Genomic DNA, 21,630 nt, shown 5'->3' on the forward strand with positions numbered 1-21,630 from the left:
ATAATCACAATTCATATCGTTATATTTCTGTTAAGGCTGCTTAGGGTTATTGAAGCAGCCTTTTTTTTGTTTTAACACAGGGCACATTGTTGCTATGGATAAAACTTTGTCACCCTGAGCGGTCAGTTTTAGAAAAAAAACAAAGGACTTGGATGACAGGTTAAGATAAATCGTCATCTCGACCGCAGTGGAGAGATCTTTTAACATAGACCAAAGATCTCTCCACTGCGCGTTGCTCCGGTCGAGATGACGACCGATTTTCTAAACCTGTCAATGGTAATGTAGTTGAAGGGCCCTTACTGATTTCTATGTTAAACCTATTTCAGAAGATCGCAGACTAAACGCGTTGATTTTTTCTTCTCACAGCGTCTTCCTGAACTTGTTTCAGGATCTTTCCAACTCTGGTATTAAACATAAAATTATTTAGGTGTACATCCTTTTTATCTCCCGAAATATGCTACCGTGTGGACACATCTTTTTTAAGAATAGTTTAGGCATAATGCTAACCAACTTTAATAAAGCACGGGTTTTAACCAAGTACGCTGTCAATCCCAAGAGCCGGAAAAATCAAAAAAACAGGTGCTGTCTAGGTCAATTAGTACTAACAAGCCTGAAACGCAGTGGTTTTGTGTTCACTAACGATGATTTAACTTTTTTTAAAAAAAAAATATTGAACACAAAACGAAGTGCCGCTGTTTTTTTGATGTGCATGGGATTGTGCAAACGGCTCATTGCTGGATTGACAAAGCGTTTTGGGTACTTTGGCGCTCCAAAGTACCATGCCGCCGCGGCATAGAGCGGAAAATAAATAAATATTGGTGTCGACACTCGATAGTTTTTTTAGAATGAGGGGAGCCTCCGTAGCATGACGATCGATCTAGAGAACGACGCTAAAAACAAATGTAAATTAACAGAAATGAGTCCATACAATAGGAAAGATCAGGAAAGAATGTTTAACTTTTATTAAAATTATTCCTTTATAAATTTGATATTTAAACATGAAAAAAATCTTCCTGTTTACCATCATCTTATTTTCTATCACTTTTCAGAAAGCCATGGCGCAAAATAAAATCGAAAATTTACCTGCTGTTTTAAATCATATTGCAGTTTATGTGGCTGATTTGAGCAAAGCAACCACTTTTTACGAAAGTGTGTTCAACCTTAAAATCATTCCCGAACCTTTTAAAGATAACCGCCATACCTGGTTTAGTTTAGGCTCAGCCGGACAATTACATTTAATCCAGGGTGCAAAAGGAAATGAAGTTTTCGATAAAAACGGACATTTATGTTTCAGTGTTCCATCTGTTGACGATTTTGTAAAAAAACTGAATGCCAAAAATATCAGCTTTGAGGATTGGGCCGGGAAAGAGAAAGGAATCACATTACGCGTAGATGGCGTAAAGCAGATTTATTTTAAAGATCCCGATGGACATTGGCTGGAAGTAAACGATGCCAGATAAATTTCCGGTAGCGCAGTGCTTTGTTTTAGCAAAACATTTCTATTTATTTCTTATCCCATAAGCTATGAAACTTAAATATTTTTATGCATTTATCCTGATCGTTGGTTTAATCACGCAATCAAAAGCGCAAAATGAAAAAGCTGAAGCAGATTTCAGGCAAATCATGGAGAAATTTAGTGCGGTAGGAGCTGCTGTAGCCGTGGTTAAAGATGGCAAGATCATTTATACCCATGCTTTTGGCTTAAAAGATTTAGAAAATAAAAAGCCTTTAACCGAGCAGGATATTTTCAGGATTGCTTCGATCTCTAAATCTTTTTCGGCAACATCCATTATGCAACTGGTAGAAGCAGGTAAAATTTCTTTAGATGATGATTTTGGTGATCTGGTGGGATTTAAAATCAGGAACCCAAAATTTCCAGATAACAAAATTACCTTAAAAATGGCTTTGTCACATACTTCAAGTTTAAACGATTCGCAGGGTTATTTAAACCTGGATGTGATTAATCCGGCTAAAAACCCAAACTGGGCCAAATGTTATAACGATTATGCTCCTGGAAGCAAATTTGATTATTGCAACCTGAATTTTAACCTGATTGGCACCATCATCGAAAAGAAATCGGGTGAACGCTTTGATAATTATGTGAAAAACCACGTATTGAAACCATTAGGACTTTACGCCGGTTATTGCGTCGATTCTTTAGATAGTACACGTTTTGTTAATTTATATGAGTATCATGCCGATACGAAGACTTATACACTCTCACCAATGGCATATGCGCCACGAAGGGCAGAAATTGCAAATTATATCATGGGTTATAGTACACCTGTTTTTTCACCCACAGGGGGCATGAAGATTTCGGCAACTGATTTAGCTAAATACATGATCATGCACATGAATTATGGTCGATCAAATGGTGTGCAGATCATTAGTAAAAAGAGTGCAAAAAAGATGCAGACTGCCTTAACTGATGAGGAAGGATATGGCCTTGCCATCAGGACTGCTGACCAGCTTATTCCAGGTGTAAAACTGAAAGGACATACAGGTTCAGCTTATGGCCTGTTCAGCACCATGTTTTTTAATCCGAAAGAAAAGTTTGGCTTCGTTATCATTACAAACGGTATAAACGCCACTTATACCGATGGCTTCCCTGATTTTAGCAGGGCGGCTATCAATAGTTTATATCAGGCCTTTATTAATTAAACTGAAATTAATTTTAAACCTATGAAGGGTTAAGAAAACGTTGATAAGCATTTCCGGATTTAATTTTTTCCATTGTTAAATATTCTTTTACAATAGAAAATTCCATGCTCTGGATCGCTTTAACTACCGATTTTAATTTTTCAGCTGTAATGCCTAATCTGGCTGCCCAATAATTGCGATCCTGCTCATCAGCGATCTCAATAAACTCTTTTCTGGCATTCATCGAATTAATTTGATATTCCATCTTTTACCGATTTTTTGGTTAGTTAATATGTGATTACAAACACCGCTAATTCTGATTTGGTTTTGGAGTTTTGCCAAAAGATTGTCAAATATAAAGCTACAAGGGCTTTAATAGTTAACGATTTGGATCGGAATCGAATGTTTATCTTAAACCAATTGCCAAACTGTTCTTGAAAATCGATTTAGGTGTGTCATTTAAAGCAGATATTTTTATCCTAAAAAAGAGTAACATTTTCCTTACAAAAACACTTGGTTTTGTCATTTAACATATTTATTATTGTATTGTAATATAATTTTTACAAATGTTAAGCCATCCCATACCTGACACTCCCGGTCTATCTCCGCGTCAAAAATTTTATCAGGACAATCGTTTTGTATTATTCCTTTGGGTACTCATCACACTTATTTTTGTGATCGATTCGTGGGCAACACACAGGTATAATAACTACCTCATTTTTGAGAATACCTTCAGGAATCTTCTTCAGGAAAAATCTCTTTACGCCCCTTATCCGGCTTATCACGAAGATGCCAATCATTACGGCCCCGTTTTCAGTATTTTAATGGCGCCCTTTGCTTTAATGCATAACTGGGTTGGCTTACTCTTTTGGAACCTGTTTAATTGTTTCCTGCTCTTTAAAGCTGTTCAAACTTTACCTTTAAGCGAGGATAAAAAAGTTATTATCGGTTATATTGCCATTCCCTGTTTAATAGAATCGATGCTGAATCAGCAGTTTAATGCAGGTGCCGCGGCCTTAATGATACTAAGTTATACGCAAATAAATAAAGATAAAGGAATATGGTCTGCCCTTTGTATTGTGCTGGGTACATTTATTAAACTTTATGGTATTGTAGGTTTAGTATTCTTCTTTTTTGCGAAGAAAAAGCCTGTTTTTGTTTTGTGGTTAATCATGTGGTCGATAGTGATATTCTTACTGCCGATGTTATTGGCCGATCCGGATTTTGTTGTACAAAGTTATATCGATTGGAAAAACTCGCTGATCGGGAAAAATATGCTTAATGTTTCAGGTGAAGGAATAGATATTTCGATTATGGGTTTCTTTAGGCAGCTTTTTGATCAGCCGGGAATATCCAATTCTCTCTTTTTAATCATCGGTTCTTTGATATTTATGCTGCCTTTTAGTCGTACAGCAAGTTTTTCGAAAGCTAAGTTTCAATTCATGATCCTGTCTTCAGTGATGCTGTTTCCAGTATTATTTAGTACCGGAGCTGAAGATTGTACTTTTATTATTTCAGTAATAGGCGTGGGCATCTGGTATGTTAAAGAAAATAATAAGGCCATGAAAAAAGTCTTGTTACCCGTTTTACTCGTCATTACCTGCAATTTCCCGTTATTGCTGTTCCCATCCTTTGCAAAAGCCCATCCCTTGTCGCTCGCGATCATTAGCTTTCCTTATTTTTTGGTGTGGTTAAGGGTCATTAATATGGCCACCATGAATAAGTTCGCATATGAGGAAGAAACCAAACCAGAGATGGTTACTGCGTTTGTAGATTAATATTTAAATTTTATTTTTTTAAGGTTTTAATATCCGTTTGTAAAAAATGGCTGTTAAAACCTTTTTTGTTATTGGGCTGTTTTATAACCGTCTAATCAAAATAATTATGGATGATAAACTAAAAAACGGTAGTGCTGATCGGGCTAAGATCAACATTAACGAAGGTTATGAGCTGGATTATTGGTCTAACAAATTTGGGGTGAGCAAAGATAAACTGAAAGCCGTGGTGCAAACAGTTGGTACCTCTGCCCGTGAAGTGGAAAATTATTTAAAAAAGTAAAACCTGGGTTATGAGTCTGAAAAAGTATGTTGCCAAACGCGATTTCTCCAAAACTACCGAACCAAAATCGGGCAAAAGCAGCGATCGGAATAAATTACATTTTGTAATCCAAAAACATGATGCTTCGCGGCTGCATTACGATTTCAGACTCGAAATGGAAGGTGTGCTAAAAAGCTGGGCCGTACCGAAAGGCCCCTCAACCGATCCAAAAACCAAACGTCTGGCCATGATGGTAGAGGATCATCCATACGATTATAAAGATTTTGAAGGCATTATCCCACAAGGCGAATACGGTGGCGGAACCGTTATTGTATGGGATGAAGGAACTTATGAGCCTATTGAAACGATTAAGGGCAAAAAAGCACAGGAAAAACATTTATTAGGTCAGTTAAAAGATGGTTCTTTAAAAATCAAGCTCAACGGAGAAAAACTTCATGGCGAGTTTGCACTTGTGAAAACCCATGGGATGGGCGAAAACGGCTGGCTGTTAATCAAACATAAAGATGATTATGCTTCTGTAAAAGACATTACCAAAGAAGATAAATCGGTGCTTTCTGGAAAAACAATCGAAAAGATGGAAAAAACATCCGATAAGGTTTGGAAAGAAGGGAAGGAGCAGGATTTAAAAACTGAAAAAAAAAGCCCGAAAGGAAAAGTAAAGAAAGAAACCAAAGCGGTGGGTGATGACGTCGTGGTAGATGTAAAAGCCATACTGAAGAAAGCCCCTAAAACCGCTATTCCAAAAGGCATAAAACCCATGCTGGCCACCTTGGTTGACGAACCTTTCGACGATCCTGATTGGCAATATGAGGTAAAATGGGATGGTTATCGTGCCCTGGCCTTTGTCAATAAAGGAAAGGTTGATCTGTTGTCAAGAAATAATAAATCCTTTAACGAAAAATTTTATCCCATTTACGATCTGCTTTTGGGCTGGAAAATGAATGCGGTATTGGATGGTGAGATTTTGGTTTTAAATAGCAAAGGTGTGTCTAATTTTGGCTCGCTGCAGAACTGGCGAAGCGAAGCTGACGGAGAACTTGTTTTTTATGTGTTCGATATTCTCTGGTACGATGGTAAAAACCTGATGGAACTGCCACTTTACCAGCGACAAGCCATATTGAACGAGGTACTGCCAACTGATGATGACCGTGTGCGCCTTGGGAAAGTTTTTAAAGCCAGTGGAGTAGACTTTTTTGATGCGGCCAGCAGAATGGGCTTGGAAGGCATTATTGCCAAAAAAACGGATAGTATTTATGCAACAGACCGGAGATCGAAAGAATGGCTGAAAATTAAGGTACAGAAGCGGCAGGAAGTGGTTATTGCCGGTTTCACCAAAAACGCCGATACTGCTAAATCTTTCAGCTCTTTACTATTAGGCGTGTATGAAAAGGGAAAACTACAATATGTGGGCAAAGTAGGGACTGGTTTTTCAGATAAACTTCAGAAAACCATGATGGAGCAGTTTAAGCCGATTATTATCGATAAAAGCCCCTTCGAGAGTATTCCTGATGTAAATAAACCCTCCCGCTTCAGGCCAAATCCACCAAAAGCACAAGCCACCTGGTTAAAGCCAGAATTGGTATGCGAGGTTGCTTTTACTGAAGTAACGGAAGATGGTGTTTTCCGTCACCCGTCTTTCCAGGGCATGCGTGAAGATAAAAAAGCCAAAGAAGTGGTAAGGGAAGCCGAAATGCCTACAGATCAAATTGTCGACGACACTAAAGAGAAAAGTCCCCATGCAGCGGCAATAAAAGCTCCAAAAGGTAAAGAACCTAAAACTTTGTTAAATCCGAAAGATGAAACACAGGTCAGGAAAGTTAAAGGCCACGAACTTAAATTCACCAACTTAAGTAAAATATATTGGCCCGAAGATAAGGTAACCAAAAGAGATATGTTTAACTACTATTACCAGGTTGCTGAATATATAATGCCTTACCTGAAAGACCGGCCTCAATCGCTTAACCGCTTTCCGGGTGGAATACATGGTCCGAGTTTTTACCAGAAAGATGTAAAGGGAAAAGCACCAGACTGGGCCGAAACTTTCCCCTATGAAAATGGCGAAGGTGAAAAAAAAGAATACCTGGTGGGAACGGATGAAGCTTCATTACTCTGGATGGCCAGTTTAGGCTGTATAGAAATGAATCCCTGGTTTAGCCGGGTACAAAGTCCCGATAATCCAGATTACTGTGTAATTGATTTAGATCCCGATAAGCATACTTTTGATCAGGTGGTACAGGCCGCTCTGGAAACTAAAAAAGTATTGGATGCCATAAATGTTCCCGGTTATTGTAAAACCTCAGGTTCAACCGGAATGCATATTTACATTCCCTTAAATGCCAAATATACTTATGAGCAAAGTCAGATGTTTGCTAAAATAGTGGTCAACCTGGTGCACAATCAAATCCCTGAATATACTTCGCTCGAGCGGATGGTGGCGGCCAGAAAAGGTAAAATGTATTTAGATTTTTTGCAGAATAGGCCAGGGGCAACCATTGCCGGACCTTATTCATTGCGCCCGAAAATTGGTGCAACCGTATCAATGCCTCTGCATTGGGATGAAGTTAAACCTGGCTTGAAAATGAAAGATTTTAATATTTTTAATACCATCGATCGCTTAAAAGTGGAGGGAGATTTGTTTAAAGGTGTACTGGGCAAGGGAATTGATTTAATGAAGGCCATTGATAAAGCCAAAAGTGTTTTTGGATAAAACTTATGATCTTTTCCGGCTTTCCTTATATTTGGAAAAAATTAAAAAATGATCGCACACCACGTTTTATTCTGGCTCAAAGCCGATACCACCGATGAGCAGAAAATTGCTTTCCGCAATAGCTTACAAACATTAGAGAACATTGAAGTTGTAAAAACTTTTCACATTGGCGTACCGGCACCGATTGAGCGTGCTGTGGTAGATACCACTTATACCTTTAGCCTCATTCTTTTCTTTGAAGATTTGGCTGCACATGATGTTTATCAGGTACACCCACTACATAAAGCTTTCCTGGATGAATTCAGGGTTTATTTCGAAAAGGTTGTCATTTACGATGCAGCATAATAGAAAATACCTCCGATGAAAATCGGAGGTATTTTTTTTTGGCTTTTATTTATAAATTGAATTTATTATTTGGAATTATTCTAAATAATAAGATATTTGTTAAATCTATCGATCAATATTAAATGTAAAGCCCATGTGTAAAACAACTGTACTTGCTCAAAACGAAAATATCACCATCGCACAATGCAATAATTGTAAAGTTTTAAATATATGGCGCTCGGGTGTTTTAATGAATTTTTCTTTTGATCAGTTTGATGCTTTTTATGTGGCTACCAAAAAACTCGATTTCGATGATTATTTAGAGAACAGGCCAGATGGGAGGCAGGTTGTGATTTTATCGACACCTTTCCCTGACATCAGTTTAGTCTTTACGCGGGAAGAATGGTATGAGTTTTTTACCAAGATAGACGAAGCCTTATACATGAAAAGAGTTTATGAGATTGTGTATTGCTAATTAACACTACAATTTTGTATGTTTGATACTTATTAGTAGGTAATTTATGAAACTACAAAACCTAATGGTTTTTAGTTACGTAAATACTTCAAACTGCAATCTTATGGAAAAAACAGCTACATTAATTAAAAGAGCATCCCTTAACGTAAATCAGTTAGATAACATTAAAATTGGCGATTTATTAGCTGATGAGTATGGCAAATCGGGTAAGGTATGCGAAATTGAAAAAGTCAACCGCCACGGGGAATATCACTACTATTTTAAACTGCTGAAGTCAGGCACCATCCTGATTATTCTTTAATTCTTTCTTAGCTTAACAAATGGATAGTGTGGTTATGAGGATATGTCTTGTAACCATTGGCTTTGCTTTGCTCATCAGTGAGGTCATTAAAGCATAAATTCAGCCATCGAAGACCACATACCAGCAAATGGATATTTGAGTAATAGGCCAACCACGTAAAAAGCAAAAAGCTCCAGATCAACCGACCTGGAGCTTTTTATTTAACCTATTTTTTGATTAGAATCTATAAGACAGGGTCGTTACAAACTGGCGTGGGGCAATAGGGTTTACGCTATAGTTTTCGTGAACGAAATAATTCAGCTCATTGGTAATGTTCGAAACTTTAGCAAGAAGCGAGAATTTTTTCCAGTTATATCCTGCAGAAAAATCCAGGGTGGTAAATGCACTTAGTGGAATTAACCTCAAAGTTGGTGCATTTTTAGCATCGTTCCAACCTCCATTACGTTTGCCCGTATAAAATGCAGAGGCACCTAATTTTAAGCCTTTAACCGCACCGTCCTGGAAAGTGTAAAATAAAGTCGCATTCGCCGTGTTTTTGGTTGTACCTACTAAACGAACATCCTCAATCATCCCGGTAACATCAGCTGTATTGGTGTAACGCATAAAGTTATAACTATAACCTAATAAAAAGTTGAGTCCTTTAGCGAGATTTCCGTTAACATCAAGTTCCAATCCATCACTGGTTGTTTGACCGTTTAATTGTTTATAAACACTGCTGGTCGTTCCGTCTGGAAGTATAGCGGCCTGTGAAATATTATCATTGATTATTTTATAATAAGTTAGATTGGCTGATAACTTCCCGCCGAAGAAATCATTTTTAAGTCCAGCTTCGTATTGATTTACAGTTGATGGTGGAAGTGCATTATTGTTAATATCAACACCCGTATTTGGAATAAAGTTATTTGCATAACTCACATACATTGACATGGTTTTGAGGGGTTGATAAATTAAACCCAATTTCGGAGAAAAAGCATCATCAAACTTTGTAGCACCTGGTGCTGTTATTCCACTTTCTATGTTTAAAGCCCTTGAACTTGCATTTTTCTGATCTGTATAACGTAAGCCTGCCAATACTTTAAATTGTTCAGTTACTTCGATTAAATCCTGAAAGAAAGCACCATATCTATAAATTGGTGCAAGTGTGCTTGTTATGGCAAATGCTTCAGGCATTAATCCCGAACCGTAATAAGTAGATTCATCGAAAACGTTAACATTACCATAATTTAAAGTAGTAATGTAAGCACCTTTAGCATCTTTGCCATAAGCGAATGCATTGCTGGTTACTCTCGATTGATCTGCATCTACCCCAAACAAAACAGTATGTTTAATGCTTCCTGTGCTAAAACTTCCGTTAATGTTAATTTGTTGGTTGTAAGTATATTCTTTACTTAGTGCTCTGGAAAGATTTCTTGCAGAAATACCTGCTGTATTGGCCTGGATGCGGTCTGATCCATAATAATTACGATTATAAGCCTGGAAAGATCCAATTGCATTTAATTTCCAGTTTTCGTTAAATTTATGCGTTAAATTGGCTTGGGCAGTAGTGGTATTTGTTTTATTGTAAGCCCAAGGGGTATTAATGAATTTATCGCGGCCAAAATCTACAATCTGACTATTCACCGATCCTACACCAAAATCTGGAGTGAAATCGCTTTTCAAATAATCACCTTGAACCAAAACCTCAGTTTGCTCACTTATCTTATATAATAATGATGGGTTAATGTAAATACGTTTTGATTTTACATAATCTCTAAAGCTTCCGGCATTTTCGTAAGTACCAATTGCTCTAAAAGCAAGTTTCTTTGATATTGGACCATAAAGATCAACCATTGGTTTGTATTGATCATAACTACCTGTTCTCATACTTACCTCACCACCGTTTTCAAATTTAGGTTTCTTGGTAACCATATTCACAACAGCTCCACCACTAACACCACCATAAAGTAAAGCGGCACTTCCTTTTAAAACCTCTACCGATTCTAATGTACTTGCCTCAGGGCTGCCACCAATAGTTGTTCTTGCTCCATTTTTGAAAATGTTATTGCTTCCTAAGCTATAACCCCTTGCAAAGAAATTTTCGCCAACTGCACCACGATTAGCACCTAAGGCTACACCATTCACATTTTTCATTACGTCGCCCAAACTATTTACCTGCTGATCCGTAATGATCTGCCTTCCAATAATCTGCACTGCCTGTGGAAGATCCATAGGAGCAATGGCGATTTTACCTAAGTTAGCTGGCTTTCTGTTAGGTGTTTTGTATCCGTTAATGGCGACTTCGTCCAATTGCGATGAAGATTCTGCAATGGTGAAATCAGCATTTGCAGTCGCACCAGCAACAACAGTAACTGATTTTTCCTGTGCAGCTACACCTATAGCTGATGTTTTAATGGTATAAGTGCCTGGTATTACATTTTTGATCGTGAAATTACCTTTCTCATCAGTTTGTGTCGTTTTACCGGTATTTTTTAAACCCACACTTACATAACTTGCCGGATTGCCATCGCTGGTTTTAACCGAACCTGAAACAGATCCGTTTTTGCTTTGTGCCATTGTATTTCCTGCTAAAAGCAGAAAAAAAGCTATAATATTTAAAAAAAAAGTAAATTTTTTATCCATTTTTATTTAGATTAATTCTTAGTTGGCGCAAAGGAAGGGTTTTTGCGTCTAAATAGCAAAATTATTTTTATTTGTTCTAAATAAGATTTGTTATTAGTCTCCCGATTAGAAAACTTAAATTTTTCTAATGCGTATATTAGAGCTGTTCCATATTCAATTATGTCAAATAACGAAGATCATTTCTATTCCAATCTGCCCGTTCATAAAATGCCTTTGCATCAGTTATTGATTCAAAATCGATTATTTGAAAAAGTGGTTGCAAGCTGGTATGTCATCATCACTGATATCAAAAGTTCAACAGCTGCAGTCAATCTGGGACTGCATGAAAATGTAAATCTGGTGGCAACGGGTAGTATTGTTGCGGTACTTAATATTGCGTTCAAAGCAAATATTTCGGTACCATTTTTCTTTGGTGGCGATGGGGCCACTTTTATTGTTCCGCCCGGTATTGTGGATGATGTGATGAAATCGCTGCTGAAATACAAAGACAATACCTTGCAAAATTTTAACCTCGAATTAAGAACTGGTATTATACCTGTTGCCGAAATTTATAAAGAAGGCCACAGCCTTAACATTTGTAGATTTAGTAGTGCTGAAACGTTTTCCATACCCATTGTTTTAGGCGATGGCCTGGCCTATGCAGAACAGGTTATCAAGGGAGAGCATTACCTGCTAGCCGGCCATGATACCGCAAGCGATGAAATCGATTTAAGTGGTATGCAATGCCGCTGGGACAAGATCGAACCACCCGAAAACAGTGATGAAGTAGTTACGTTGATTGTTATAGCTTCAGAAACGGAGCAACAGGCCAGCGTTTTCAGCAAAGTGATCCATCACCTCGATCAAATTTATGGCAGCCCGGAAAAGCGTCAGCCCATTTCTGTTTCTAAATTGATTTTCAAAACGAGCTTTAATAGTTTAGGGAAGGAGATGAAACACCGGCTTGGAAAAATTAAGTTTTTTGAACTCCTAAAATCGTGGTTCATTAATATTTACGGATATATCTATTTCCGAACAGCGCGTGGTAAAAAATACCTTAAACAGCTTGTAGAAATGTCGGATACGCTGGTGATAGACGGAAGGATAAACACGGTCATTACCGGAACTGCACAGCAGCGCCTGGCATTACAGAAGGAGCTTAACCAGCTCGAAAAGGATAATAAAATTTTATATGCCCTTTACGTCAGTGGCGAATCGATTATGTCTTGTTATGTTAGGGACCTGGAGGATGACCATATCCATTTTGTTGACGGAGCAGATGGCGGATATACCCAGGCCGCAGGCATACTTAAACAGAAAATACGCGATAAATTAAGTGCCGGCCAATAAAATTTAATAATAAAACGGGACTAACCAAACATTTGTAGGGCCAACTTGTATGATAAGGAGTACGATTTCATTTTAATCAAAAAAATATCAGCATAGTCGGGTTTTAATTTTAAAATATAAATGGGAAGTTATTCAAAGGTTTTAAATAATAATCAACTTTTAGAGGTGCTTTCCTTATCAAAAGATGCTACAGCCATATACACATCAGAGCAAATTGTAATCGAAATGGCCAACGATGCGATGATTGCTTTTTGGGGTAAAGACCGCTCGGTAATCGGTAAACCTTTAGAAGATGCCGTGCCTGAGTTAAAGGGGCAACCTTTTATCAATATGCTGAAAAATGTGTTGCTAACTGGGATTACAGATAAAGGTGATGCTATTCCGGCTGAAACAATAAGAAACGGGACGTTACACACCGCTTACTATGCCTACGAATACCGGGCCATTAAGGATGAAACCGGACTGCCTTATTGTATTCTACATACCGCAAGTGATGTGACCGATATGGTTAAGGCTAAAAATGCCATTAGAGAGACTGAATTACAGCGGGAGGCACTAGATCAGGAACAGGTTTTAATCAGCATAAAGGAAGAGCGGCAAAAGAATGATTTTATCAGCATGATAAGCCATGAGTTAAAAACACCCATAACCTCTATTAGTGCTTATGTTCAATTAATGCAGAACCGAAGTTTAAACGATCTTTTTATTGTAAATACTTTAGATAAGGTCCAAAAGCAGATCCGGAAAATGAGCACCATGATCAGTTCTTTTTTAAACGTATCCCGTTTAGAATTTGGAAAAATCCATTTGAACCTATCCGATTTCGATCTCAGTAAACTGATTTTTGAGGTTGTAGAAGATTTGGGATTGATCCATTCCACTAATCAGATTACTTTTGTAGCAGGAGCGCCTAAATTGATTAATGCTGACAGAGATAAAATAGGTTCAGTGATTTCAAATTTGATTAGTAATGCCGTAAAATATTCAGATCATGGCAGTACTATTTTGGTCAAATCAGAAGTCATAGGAGATAAAATGCATGTTTCTGTAACCGATAACGGTATAGGTATTCAGTCTCATGAGCTGGACAAACTTTTTGACCGGTTTTACCGGGTAGAAAACCAGCAAACTAAAACCATTTCGGGCTTTGGGATAGGCTTATACCTGAGTGCAGAGATTATAAATTTGCACAATGGTAAAATCTGGGCAGAAAGTGATTATGGTACTGGTTCAACCTTTCACTTTTCACTACCTGTAGGTCAGTGACAAGTGATTTTTAAAATCGTCATCCTCAATAGCTTTGAGAATGACGATTAGTTTTTTAACTTAAAATTTCATCAATCAGTTTTACTTCCGCATCACTAAATTCGATATTATCTAAAGCTTTAATTGAATCCGTAATCTGTTCTGGTTTACTGGCACCTATTAAAACTGTGGTAATTCTATTGTCTTTCAATATCCACGATAAAGCCATATGTGCTAATTTTTGTCCGCGTGATTTGGCAACATCGTTTAATTTGGCAATGACAGCTAATTTTTCGGGTGTGATGTTGCTTTCTTTCAGGAAGATACCACTGGTTGCTACTCTCGAATCGGAAGGAATACCGTGTAAATATTTATCGGTAAGTAAACCTTGTGCCAATGGTGAAAATGGAATACAGCCTACACCATTTTGGGCCAAAACATCAAGCAAACCATCTTCAACCCAACGTTCAAACATCGAGTATTTAGGCTGGTGGATTAAACAGGGCGTGCCGTTATCTTTTAAAATTTTAATTGCTTTTGCAGCTTCTTCTGCCTTATAATTCGAAATACCAACATACAAAGCTTTTCCTTGCTGAACCAGGAGACTTAAGGCACCCATGGTTTCTTCAAGCGGGGTTTCAGGATCAGGACGGTGGTGGTAAAAAATATCAACATAATCCAGTTTCATGCGTTTTAAGCTTTGATCTAAACTGGAAACCAAGTATTTTTTCGAACCCCAGTCGCCATAAGGACCATCCCACATGGTATATCCGGCTTTGCTTGAAATAATCATTTCATCACGATAACCTTTAAAATCTTCGTGAAGGATTTTTCCGAAAACTTCTTCAGCCGACCCGGGAGGGGGACCATAGTTATTGGCTAAATCGAAATGGGTAATGCCATTGTTAAAAGCGGTATAAATTAAGTTTTTGCTGTTTTCAAAAACGTTTACATGTCCGAAATTATGCCATAAACCCAACGATATTGCGGGCAATTTTATGCCGCTGTTTCCACAACGGCGATATAACATTTTGTCGTAACGATCTGTTGAAATGTTTTGATTCATATTTGGGATTTGATAGCAGCAATAATAATCAGTTTTAGTGGATTTTAATTGATATTAGTTAATATATTATCTTCAAATCAATAAAATTCAGAAAGTTCAATTCAAACGTATGATCCATCGTCACGCTAAACCTTTCATTATCTTTTCCTCATCTTCTTAAGAAAACTGAAATAAATCCGATCACTATCCGATCAGGATATAAATAAATCAAAGATTATTAATCATTCTACATTTTGTTATCACCACTTCTACAAATTGTATCATGATGGGTGTGTAAAAAAATTATTCTCCAACTTATGCATTTGGATTCTTCTAAATCGTTTTATTTATCAAGTTAAGTGCTATCTTTATATTTAAAACTTAATTAAAAAATCTAAACCAAGTATCCATTTTATGAAATTACAATCATTCACCAGCCTCGGTGTACTGGCTGCAATAGGCTTTGCATCTTGCCAATCCGGAACCCACAAGACTTCATCAACAGATAGCTTAAAAAGCGACTCGGTAGCAGTTGTAAAACTTGTGGCCGATTCGTTTAAAAAGGAAATTGATGGTAAGCAAACCGCATTGTATACCTTAAAAAATAAGAATAATGCGGAAGCTATTTTTACCAATTACGGTGGGCGCCTGGTTAGCTTATTGGTACCTGATAAAGCTGGTAAGTTAGTTGATGTGGTAGTGGGTTTTAAAAGTGTTACTGATTACGAAAAATCAACCGAGCCGTATTTTGGGGCAACTATTGGTCGCTATGGTAACCGCATAGCAAAGGGTAAGTTTACGCTTGAGGGTAAAAGCTACTCATTATTCACCAATAACGGGCAGAATACCCTTCATGGTGGAAAAAAAGGTTATCAATATGTAGTTTGGGACGCCAGTCAGCCCAATGATAATACTTTGGTGCTTCATTATTTATCAAAAGATGGTGATGAAAATTTTCCGGGTAATTTAGATGTTAAGGTAACTTATACTTTAACGGATGATAATGAGTTGAAAATGGACTATGAGGCTAAAACCGATAAAACCACTATCGTAAATTTAACCAACCACGCATTCTTTAATTTAAATGGCGATGGAAGCGGTGAGATTTTGAACCACAAGGTGCAGATTTATGCCGATGAATATACACCGGTTGATTCTACCTTGATCCCGACAGGAAAAATTGAAAAGGTTAAGGGAACGCCGTTCGATTTCACCACAGAAACGACTATTGGTGCGCGTATAAATGATAAAAACGAACAGTTAACTTTTGGGAAAGGTTATGATCATAACTATGTGCTGAATAAAACCAAGGCAATGGGCATGTTTCATGCAGCTACTGTTAAAGGAGATCAGTCGGGCATCGTGATGGATATTTATACACAGGAACCAGGCTTGCAATTTTACAGCGGAAACTTTATGCAAAGTAAAAATACCTTTAAAACGGGTGCTAAAGATGATTTTAGAACAGCAATTGCATTAGAAACACAACATTTTCCAGATTCACCAAATCAGCCAAATTTCCCATCAACGGTTTTAAAGCCTGGGCAAGTGTATAAAACGAGCTCGTTATATAAATTTACCAAATAATTATTTTGGTGATCACCATATTCCAGCAATGAAAAAATAAAAACGGCCTGTAGAAATGCAGGCCGTTTTTATTTAGAAAAGCTCCTGTAAAACAGGATCTGTATAATTGTCTATAAAAGCTATAATGTTCGTGTAAGCTGCAAATTCTTCCTTGGTGTGCATGGTTGTCAGTGCAACACACCTCATTCCGGCATGCAGTGCTGCTTCAACACCTTTTGGTGCATCTTCAAAAACAATACATTCGCTGGCTGCAACACCTAAAATTTCAGCCCCTTTGCTAAAGGTTTCAGGATCTGGTTTACTGTTTACCACATCTTCGGCGCTTACTATAGTTTTAAAATAAGAGCGGATATTTAAATTATCGAGTACGAAGTTGATATTGAAGGGAATAGCTGCCGAACCAATTGCCATTTGAACGCCTGATTGTTTTGCTTTTTCTAAAAAATCACCCAGTCCGGCTATTAACGTCAAATGTTTTTTATACGCAGCCTGATACCTGTGTTCTTTTTCGATAGAAATCTGATCAATCTGTTCCTGTGAGAAATGACCAACACCAAAAACACGTTCCAACAAATCCTGGTTTTTACCATACATCTGTTTTTTAACGGCATCGAAGCTTATGCTTGCACCTAAATCCTGTGTAAGGATATTATGCCAGGCATGGTTGTGGAAAGCCATATCATCAATCATGGTTCCATTCAGATCGAAAAGGAAAGCTTTAGGTTTATTGTTCGTCATGGCGGCAAAATTATCAGATTTTTTTTAGGATTAAGTCAAAATACCGTGATCAAAACGAAAATTTAATGAATAATTTATTCCTTAAAGTGGTGCCAAAAACAAATGTTGTGGAAAATAAATTTTCCACAACTGTAATTTTTAGGTTGTTATACTCGTTTTCATATTTGGAAATCCGGTATTCAAGTAATAGCTTGCATAGTTTTAAAACCCGGGATAAATATTATGACCGCTGCCCATCATGAAAGTGATCCGCTTATCAAGTATTTAAATGAGTTGCAGCCATTAAAAAAAGAAATAATAGAGCGGGTAAAAACCGAAACATTTAAAATCTCTGTTCGCAAAAACGAGGTTTTGCCTAACCTGAGCGATATCAGTGGCGATTGTTTATTCTTTATTGTTAAAGGGCTGGTACGGGCTTTTGTGCTTGATGAGGGGAAAGATATTACCGCATGGTTAACCGACGAAAACCATCTGATTGGCAGTATTCGAAATCCAGGGACACTTACGCCAACTTACCAGGAAGAATATCAGGCACTGGAAGATTCGGAATTACTTATACTTCCATATCGTTTTATTGATGACATGTACGCACAATTTCCTGAAACGAACATTTTAGCTAGAAAATTATTGGCTATACATTACCATATGTCGCAAGAGCGATCTATCTTATCCCGAATCCCTTCAGCAGAAATCAGGTACAAACAATTTAAGATCGGATATCCTACAATAAAGTCCAGGGTTCCGTTAAAATTTTTGGCCAGTTATCTGGGAATGCGGATTGAAACCTTAAGCAGGATCAGAAAGAAAGAAAAACTGGAAGAAAAGCGTTAATCTGTTTTCTTCTTGAAGTAAAAATAACAAAGCGGGAAAAGGCAAATTAAACCCAGCAGAAAACCACCAACGGTATCCGTAAACCAGTGTGCACCTAAATAAATTCTGGATGGGGCAATGGTAATCATCAAAAATGCTGATAAATAAGTGACTATATTTCTGGTGAGCTTAGGCATGTTTTTCAGCGTATTCATCAAAATAATTAAGAAGCCAAAAAAGAGCGTATAAGAAAGTACATGTCCACTGGGATAGCTCTGAAACCGGTTTACCTCCACCAATCGTACATAAAATGCAGTAGGACGTGGGCGGTTAATTACATTTTTAATCCCCAGGATAATTAATCCGGATAGTAAAACCGTTGAAATGAATAAACCTTCGCGTTTATATTTCTGCTGATAGAATATAACAGCCACCACTACTACTGAAAGTAATGAATAGGGGAGTTCGCCAAAAAAACTGATGGCCAACATCAATTTATCCAACCAATCTGCATGGTATTGCTGAATAAATAACGATGTTTTAATGTCAAAATCAAATAGGGGGTGCTGCGCAATAAAAAAACTTAAATAAGTAAAAGCAGCAACCAGTATGATGAGTATAAAAATGAGTGTATTTCGTTTTAAAAGCATAGGTATAGGTTGATGAAAAACCAAAACTATGGATTTTATGGCAATAGATGCAAAATTTTCAGCTTTTTAGCAATGGTGCGATTTGCTCATCTAATTCATGAAAGGGTGACTTTGAGTATAAGAAAAACTACAAGACCAAAAATATTCATCAAGGAAATAAAACGATTCATCAAGGAAATATGCCTATCTGTATAATCTGTTATGATATGTAAAAATGATTTTTAATCTTCGAATCAGATAATAAGGATATCTATGCTTACGAGGTTGGCAGGATTAATTTCCTGCCGACTGAAGAGGCACTCCATTCGAAAATTTAAACATAAATTATACTTTTTGTATTAACGCTCCAGCCGAAGCCTACCTCCTTTCAATGAGGAGGTGCTTAGGTTGATTCATATGGTGCCCTTTCTACCACCAATTTTCCGCAATTGATGCTGTGTTTTTCTGAGGTACGGAGCTTAGACAATATAAAGATGAGCGATTAAAGCCGCGCGGAGGAAAATGTGCTGGTTTTTACGCCACAGCACTAGAAATTATATGATGGTTTAATTATTTTACAATAATCTGCTTCGGATCGGTAACTAAAATCTGTTTTTTGCCCTTGTAATCAGATACGATTCCGGTAACACAAATTTTATTTCCCATAAACATGCTTGAAGGTTCTGAAGGAAATTTACCCAGGTCTTCTTTATTGATCACTACAGTAATTAGCTCTTTTGGATAGGCTCCACCTAAATTAATTAAGGTTAATTTATCTAAAGCCTTTGCACTATATACCGAATCGCAAATAGTTACATTTTTACCGATATATTGAGCGGCGTCTTTGGCTAATACCAGCGTTTGGCTCTTTGCATAAAATGCTGTCGCCATTAGCAAAAGAAGGAGAGATAATTTTTTCATAGATGGGATGATTTAAATGAAAATTTAATAACGCCAAAAGCATGAGTTTAGCCTTTCAAAGGTAAGGTGAATTTGACAGAAATCAATAACTAAAACCAAACAAGCACAAATATTACAAGAATTAGATTTTAGGTTGACCTGAAAATTTTCTAAATTGTAAAGTTAATATCGCTGGCCAAATATTTTTTTGTTGATATGAAAGTAGACTACATCGCCTTATCTGTACCGGTTTTTTTTATACTGATCGGAATAGAATTGGCTTATAATTTTTATAAAAAACTAAATTATTACCGGCTTAATGACAGTATTGCGAATTTAAGTCAGGGTATAGGGCAGCAGCTCACCGGGATTTTTATGAAAACCGCATTGTTTTTTGGCTACAAATATATTTTTGAACACTGGCGTTTATTTGAATTACCCAAAACAATATGGGTTTGGATACTGCTGTTTATTGGAGTCGACTTTTTCTATTATTGGTTTCACCGGATGAGCCACGAAGTAAATGCTTTATGGGCAGCGCATATTGTACATCACCAATCAGAAGAATATAATTTAACCGTGGCTTTACGTCAAAGTTGGTTTCAGGGCTGGTTTAGTTGGGTATTTTATCTCCCTTTGGCATTTATTGGTTTTGATCCGATCATGTTTTTAACCTTAAGTTCGTTCAATACGTTGTATCAGTTCTGGATTCATACCAGGGCCATTAAAAGTATGGGCTTTTTAGAGTATATTTTAAATACCCCTTCACATCATCGCGTACACCATGGTTCTAATCCGAAATATATTGATAAAAACCATGCCGGTACGTTAATTATCTGGGATCGCTTTTTTGGAACTTTCCAGAAAGAAGAAGAAGAGGTTTATTATGGAATCACCAAACCGCTGGCCAGTTGGAATCCAGTCTGGGCAAATCTTCATTATTGGGACGATCTGGTTAAAACTGCAAAGCAATCGCCAAAGTTCAGCGATAAAATTAAAGTTTTTCTTAAACCACCGGGCTGGTTTCCTTCACACCTCGGTGGGTTTCAATCTGCACCTGAAATAAATGTAGAAACCTATAAAAAATATAATCCAGTATATCAATCTAAGCTTACAGCTTATGTTTTAATGCAGTTTTTGATTGCTTTAAGTGCAGGCGCTGCGATATTGTTTGCTTACCATAAAATGGAAACCATTACTTTGGTATCTGGAGCTGTTTTTACCATATTCACCTTAATTACCTGTGGTGCTTTATTAGAACAAAAGGCGTGGCAAATCAGGTTTGAGTATTTTAGGTTATTGTTTGGTGTTTTGCTGGTTTTGTTTTTGAAATTTCCAGTCGGATATCAAGTAATTTTTGTGGCTATCCAGTTAATATCCGTAATTTGGTTTTTTAATTTGCAAAAGGCAAATCCCGACCCTGATGAAGACTAAGCTATTTTCATTTATATTTTTCCTTGTATTTGTAATTCAGCTATATGCAGAATATGCCAATAACATCGAATTACGTAATTTCTCCAAGCCACTAATTGTAGTAGTACTTTTAGTATGGCTATACCTCAGTACAAATTTGAAGGGGCGTTTCCACAAAAGAATTTTTACAGGATTAATTTTTGCCGGAGTTGGCGATATTTTGCTGATGCTTCAAAGCGGTAAACCAGGTTTTTTTATTTACGGGTTAATCGCCTTTCTAGTCTGCCATATTTTTTACATCAGGGCATTTACACTCGATCATAAATCCAATCCCAGTCACAAAACGCCTTATTTTTTATGGGCAGTTGGGGCCTTTGCTATTTTCTGCTCAGGCTTATTTTTTTACCTCCAGCCAAAATTAGGTGCACTACAGTTTCCGGTGCTGATGTACGCGATCATTATTTGTGTAATGGCACTTATGGCGGTTAACCGTTACGGGAAAGTGAATATTTTTAGTTTTAAACTGATTCTCTATGGTGCACTGTTTTTCTTATTGTCAGATAGTGCATTAGCAGTGAATAAATTCGCTCAACCCATCCCACAAAGTGGCGCTTTAATTATGGCCACATACATGATTGCGCAGTACCTGATTGTTTATGGAACAATTTCTCGGCAGCTGGTGGTTAAAAGGACCGAAATTTAGTTTTGGTCATTATCCGTTTGTTATGTAATTTGTTGATAATTAACGATATAGTTGGTTTTAATCATTCTTGAGTAGTATTTCTAATACGTGTGATATCTTTTTTGTTT

21 protein-coding genes are annotated in these 21,630 nt (G+C 37.2%); 15 read left to right on the forward strand and 6 right to left on the reverse strand.

All coding sequences use genetic code 11. The annotated features are described in order from the left end of the window. Positions 1 to 454: 454 nt before the first annotated feature. From CA265_06885 to CA265_06895, 3 genes are all read left to right on the forward strand, one after another. Positions 455 to 796 carry a hypothetical protein gene (locus tag CA265_06885; GenBank protein ID ARS39392.1) on the forward strand — a complete coding sequence of 114 codons (342 nt, stop codon included), beginning with the start codon at positions 455 to 457 and terminating at the stop codon, positions 794 to 796. Positions 797 to 1,055: 259 nt separating this feature from the next. After that, complete coding sequence (locus CA265_06890) at positions 1,056 to 1,460, forward strand: glyoxalase (protein ID ARS42907.1); 405 nt, start codon at positions 1,056 to 1,058, stop codon at positions 1,458 to 1,460. A 64-nt stretch (positions 1,461 to 1,524) separates the two neighbouring features. Further along, complete coding sequence (locus CA265_06895; protein ID ARS39393.1) at positions 1,525 to 2,661, forward strand: serine hydrolase; 1,137 nt, start codon at positions 1,525 to 1,527, stop codon at positions 2,659 to 2,661. Between the two features lie 19 nt (positions 2,662 to 2,680). On the opposite strand, the gene CA265_06900 is transcribed toward CA265_06895, so the two are convergent. After that, a complete protein-coding gene (locus CA265_06900; protein ID ARS39394.1) occupies positions 2,681 to 2,905 on the reverse strand; it encodes a hypothetical protein in 225 nt (74 codons plus the stop codon). Between the two features lie 301 nt (positions 2,906 to 3,206). Between CA265_06900 and CA265_06905 the strand changes: the two genes are divergently transcribed. From CA265_06905 to CA265_06930, 6 genes are all read left to right on the forward strand, one after another. Next, positions 3,207 to 4,418 carry a hypothetical protein gene (locus CA265_06905; GenBank protein ID ARS39395.1) on the forward strand — a complete coding sequence of 404 codons (1,212 nt, stop codon included), beginning with the start codon at positions 3,207 to 3,209 and terminating at the stop codon, positions 4,416 to 4,418. Positions 4,419 to 4,521: 103 nt separating this feature from the next. Then, positions 4,522 to 4,698 (forward strand): DUF3606 domain-containing protein, encoded by a 177-nt coding sequence (locus CA265_06910; GenBank protein ARS42908.1) that lies wholly within the window; start codon positions 4,522 to 4,524, stop codon positions 4,696 to 4,698. 10 nt (positions 4,699 to 4,708) lie between these two features. Further along, positions 4,709 to 7,405 (forward strand): DNA ligase D, encoded by a 2,697-nt coding sequence (locus CA265_06915; GenBank protein ID ARS39396.1) that lies wholly within the window; start codon positions 4,709 to 4,711, stop codon positions 7,403 to 7,405. Positions 7,406 to 7,453: 48 nt separating this feature from the next. Further along, positions 7,454 to 7,750, forward strand: coding sequence for a transcription-repair coupling factor (locus CA265_06920; protein ID ARS39397.1), 297 nt, complete (start codon positions 7,454 to 7,456; stop codon positions 7,748 to 7,750). A gap of 133 nt (positions 7,751 to 7,883) precedes the next feature. Continuing rightward, complete coding sequence (locus CA265_06925) at positions 7,884 to 8,204, forward strand: hypothetical protein (GenBank protein ARS39398.1); 321 nt, start codon at positions 7,884 to 7,886, stop codon at positions 8,202 to 8,204. A 46-nt stretch (positions 8,205 to 8,250) separates the two neighbouring features. Beyond that, positions 8,251 to 8,505 carry a hypothetical protein gene (locus CA265_06930; protein ID ARS39399.1) on the forward strand — a complete coding sequence of 85 codons (255 nt, stop codon included), beginning with the start codon at positions 8,251 to 8,253 and terminating at the stop codon, positions 8,503 to 8,505. A 216-nt stretch (positions 8,506 to 8,721) separates the two neighbouring features. Here the strand turns inward: CA265_06930 and CA265_06935 are convergent, their stop codons facing one another. Beyond that, positions 8,722 to 11,124 (reverse strand): TonB-dependent siderophore receptor, encoded by a 2,403-nt coding sequence (locus CA265_06935; protein ID ARS39400.1) that lies wholly within the window; start codon positions 11,122 to 11,124, stop codon positions 8,722 to 8,724. A 159-nt stretch (positions 11,125 to 11,283) separates the two neighbouring features. Between CA265_06935 and CA265_06940 the strand changes: the two genes are divergently transcribed. Both CA265_06940 and CA265_06945 read left to right on the forward strand, forming a co-directional pair. After that, positions 11,284 to 12,453 carry a hypothetical protein gene (locus CA265_06940; GenBank protein ARS39401.1) on the forward strand — a complete coding sequence of 390 codons (1,170 nt, stop codon included), beginning with the start codon at positions 11,284 to 11,286 and terminating at the stop codon, positions 12,451 to 12,453. A 120-nt stretch (positions 12,454 to 12,573) separates the two neighbouring features. Next, a complete protein-coding gene (locus CA265_06945; GenBank protein ID ARS39402.1) occupies positions 12,574 to 13,719 on the forward strand; it encodes a hypothetical protein in 1,146 nt (381 codons plus the stop codon). Positions 13,720 to 13,774: 55 nt separating this feature from the next. On the opposite strand, the gene CA265_06950 is transcribed toward CA265_06945, so the two are convergent. Then, positions 13,775 to 14,764 (reverse strand): L-glyceraldehyde 3-phosphate reductase, encoded by a 990-nt coding sequence (locus tag CA265_06950; protein ARS39403.1) that lies wholly within the window; start codon positions 14,762 to 14,764, stop codon positions 13,775 to 13,777. Positions 14,765 to 15,157: 393 nt separating this feature from the next. Between CA265_06950 and CA265_06955 the strand changes: the two genes are divergently transcribed. Next, entirely contained in the window at positions 15,158 to 16,330 is a 1,173-nt protein-coding gene (locus CA265_06955) for a galactose-1-epimerase (GenBank protein ID ARS39404.1), read from the forward strand. A 72-nt stretch (positions 16,331 to 16,402) separates the two neighbouring features. Here CA265_06955 and CA265_06960 read toward each other — a convergent pair whose 3' ends face one another. Beyond that, complete coding sequence (locus CA265_06960) at positions 16,403 to 17,068, reverse strand: haloacid dehalogenase (protein ID ARS39405.1); 666 nt, start codon at positions 17,066 to 17,068, stop codon at positions 16,403 to 16,405. Between the two features lie 222 nt (positions 17,069 to 17,290). Between CA265_06960 and CA265_06965 the strand changes: the two genes are divergently transcribed. After that, complete coding sequence (locus CA265_06965; protein ARS39406.1) at positions 17,291 to 17,899, forward strand: hypothetical protein; 609 nt, start codon at positions 17,291 to 17,293, stop codon at positions 17,897 to 17,899. Here CA265_06965 and CA265_06970 read toward each other — a convergent pair. After that, the gene (locus CA265_06970; GenBank protein ARS39407.1) at positions 17,896 to 18,528 is read right to left on the reverse strand and encodes a hypothetical protein; all 633 of its coding nucleotides are present in this window, start codon (positions 18,526 to 18,528) and stop codon (positions 17,896 to 17,898) included. The two genes, CA265_06965 and CA265_06970, sit on opposite strands and share 4 nt — an antisense overlap. Before the next feature lie 549 nt (positions 18,529 to 19,077). Further along, positions 19,078 to 19,398, reverse strand: a complete 321-nt coding sequence (locus CA265_06975; GenBank protein ID ARS39408.1) for a hypothetical protein — start codon at positions 19,396 to 19,398, stop codon at positions 19,078 to 19,080. 225 nt (positions 19,399 to 19,623) lie between these two features. Here CA265_06975 and CA265_06980 point away from each other — a divergent pair, with 225 nt between their 5' ends. Then, a complete protein-coding gene (locus tag CA265_06980; protein ARS39409.1) occupies positions 19,624 to 20,841 on the forward strand; it encodes a sterol desaturase in 1,218 nt (405 codons plus the stop codon). Then, positions 20,831 to 21,523: a lysoplasmalogenase gene (locus CA265_06985; GenBank protein ID ARS39410.1), complete on the forward strand. Its 693-nt coding sequence runs from the start codon at positions 20,831 to 20,833 to the stop codon at positions 21,521 to 21,523. The genes CA265_06980 and CA265_06985 overlap by 11 nt, the downstream gene beginning before the upstream one ends. The last annotated feature ends 107 nt before the right edge of the window (positions 21,524 to 21,630 follow it).

Source organism: Sphingobacteriaceae bacterium GW460-11-11-14-LB5, from assembly GCA_002151545.1.
GTDB lineage: Bacteria > Bacteroidota > Bacteroidia > Sphingobacteriales > Sphingobacteriaceae > Pedobacter.

Excerpts from the sequence above, each read along its gene's own strand:
- CA265_06885 (ARS39392.1), top strand. The coding sequence starts at position 455 with ATGCTACCGTGTGGACACATCTTTTTTAAGAATAGTTTAGGCATAATG.
- CA265_06890 (ARS42907.1), top strand. The coding sequence starts at position 1,056 with ATGGCGCAAAATAAAATCGAAAATTTACCTGCTGTTTTAAATCATATT.
- CA265_06895 (ARS39393.1), top strand. The coding sequence starts at position 1,525 with ATGAAACTTAAATATTTTTATGCATTTATCCTGATCGTTGGTTTAATC.
- CA265_06900 (ARS39394.1), bottom strand. The coding sequence starts at position 2,905 with ATGGAATATCAAATTAATTCGATGAATGCCAGAAAAGAGTTTATTGAG.
- CA265_06905 (ARS39395.1), top strand. The coding sequence starts at position 3,207 with ATGTTAAGCCATCCCATACCTGACACTCCCGGTCTATCTCCGCGTCAA.
- CA265_06915 (ARS39396.1), top strand. The coding sequence starts at position 4,709 with ATGAGTCTGAAAAAGTATGTTGCCAAACGCGATTTCTCCAAAACTACC.
- CA265_06920 (ARS39397.1), top strand. The coding sequence starts at position 7,454 with ATGATCGCACACCACGTTTTATTCTGGCTCAAAGCCGATACCACCGAT.
- CA265_06925 (ARS39398.1), top strand. The coding sequence starts at position 7,884 with ATGTGTAAAACAACTGTACTTGCTCAAAACGAAAATATCACCATCGCA.
- CA265_06930 (ARS39399.1), top strand. The coding sequence starts at position 8,251 with ATGAAACTACAAAACCTAATGGTTTTTAGTTACGTAAATACTTCAAAC.
- CA265_06935 (ARS39400.1), bottom strand. The coding sequence starts at position 11,124 with ATGGATAAAAAATTTACTTTTTTTTTAAATATTATAGCTTTTTTTCTG.
- CA265_06940 (ARS39401.1), top strand. The coding sequence starts at position 11,284 with ATGTCAAATAACGAAGATCATTTCTATTCCAATCTGCCCGTTCATAAA.
- CA265_06945 (ARS39402.1), top strand. The coding sequence starts at position 12,574 with ATGGGAAGTTATTCAAAGGTTTTAAATAATAATCAACTTTTAGAGGTG.
- CA265_06950 (ARS39403.1), bottom strand. The coding sequence starts at position 14,764 with ATGAATCAAAACATTTCAACAGATCGTTACGACAAAATGTTATATCGC.
- CA265_06955 (ARS39404.1), top strand. The coding sequence starts at position 15,158 with ATGAAATTACAATCATTCACCAGCCTCGGTGTACTGGCTGCAATAGGC.
- CA265_06960 (ARS39405.1), bottom strand. The coding sequence starts at position 17,068 with ATGACGAACAATAAACCTAAAGCTTTCCTTTTCGATCTGAATGGAACC.
- CA265_06965 (ARS39406.1), top strand. The coding sequence starts at position 17,291 with ATGACCGCTGCCCATCATGAAAGTGATCCGCTTATCAAGTATTTAAAT.
- CA265_06970 (ARS39407.1), bottom strand. The coding sequence starts at position 18,528 with ATGCTTTTAAAACGAAATACACTCATTTTTATACTCATCATACTGGTT.
- CA265_06975 (ARS39408.1), bottom strand. The coding sequence starts at position 19,398 with ATGGCGACAGCATTTTATGCAAAGAGCCAAACGCTGGTATTAGCCAAA.
- CA265_06980 (ARS39409.1), top strand. The coding sequence starts at position 19,624 with ATGAAAGTAGACTACATCGCCTTATCTGTACCGGTTTTTTTTATACTG.
- CA265_06985 (ARS39410.1), top strand. The coding sequence starts at position 20,831 with ATGAAGACTAAGCTATTTTCATTTATATTTTTCCTTGTATTTGTAATT.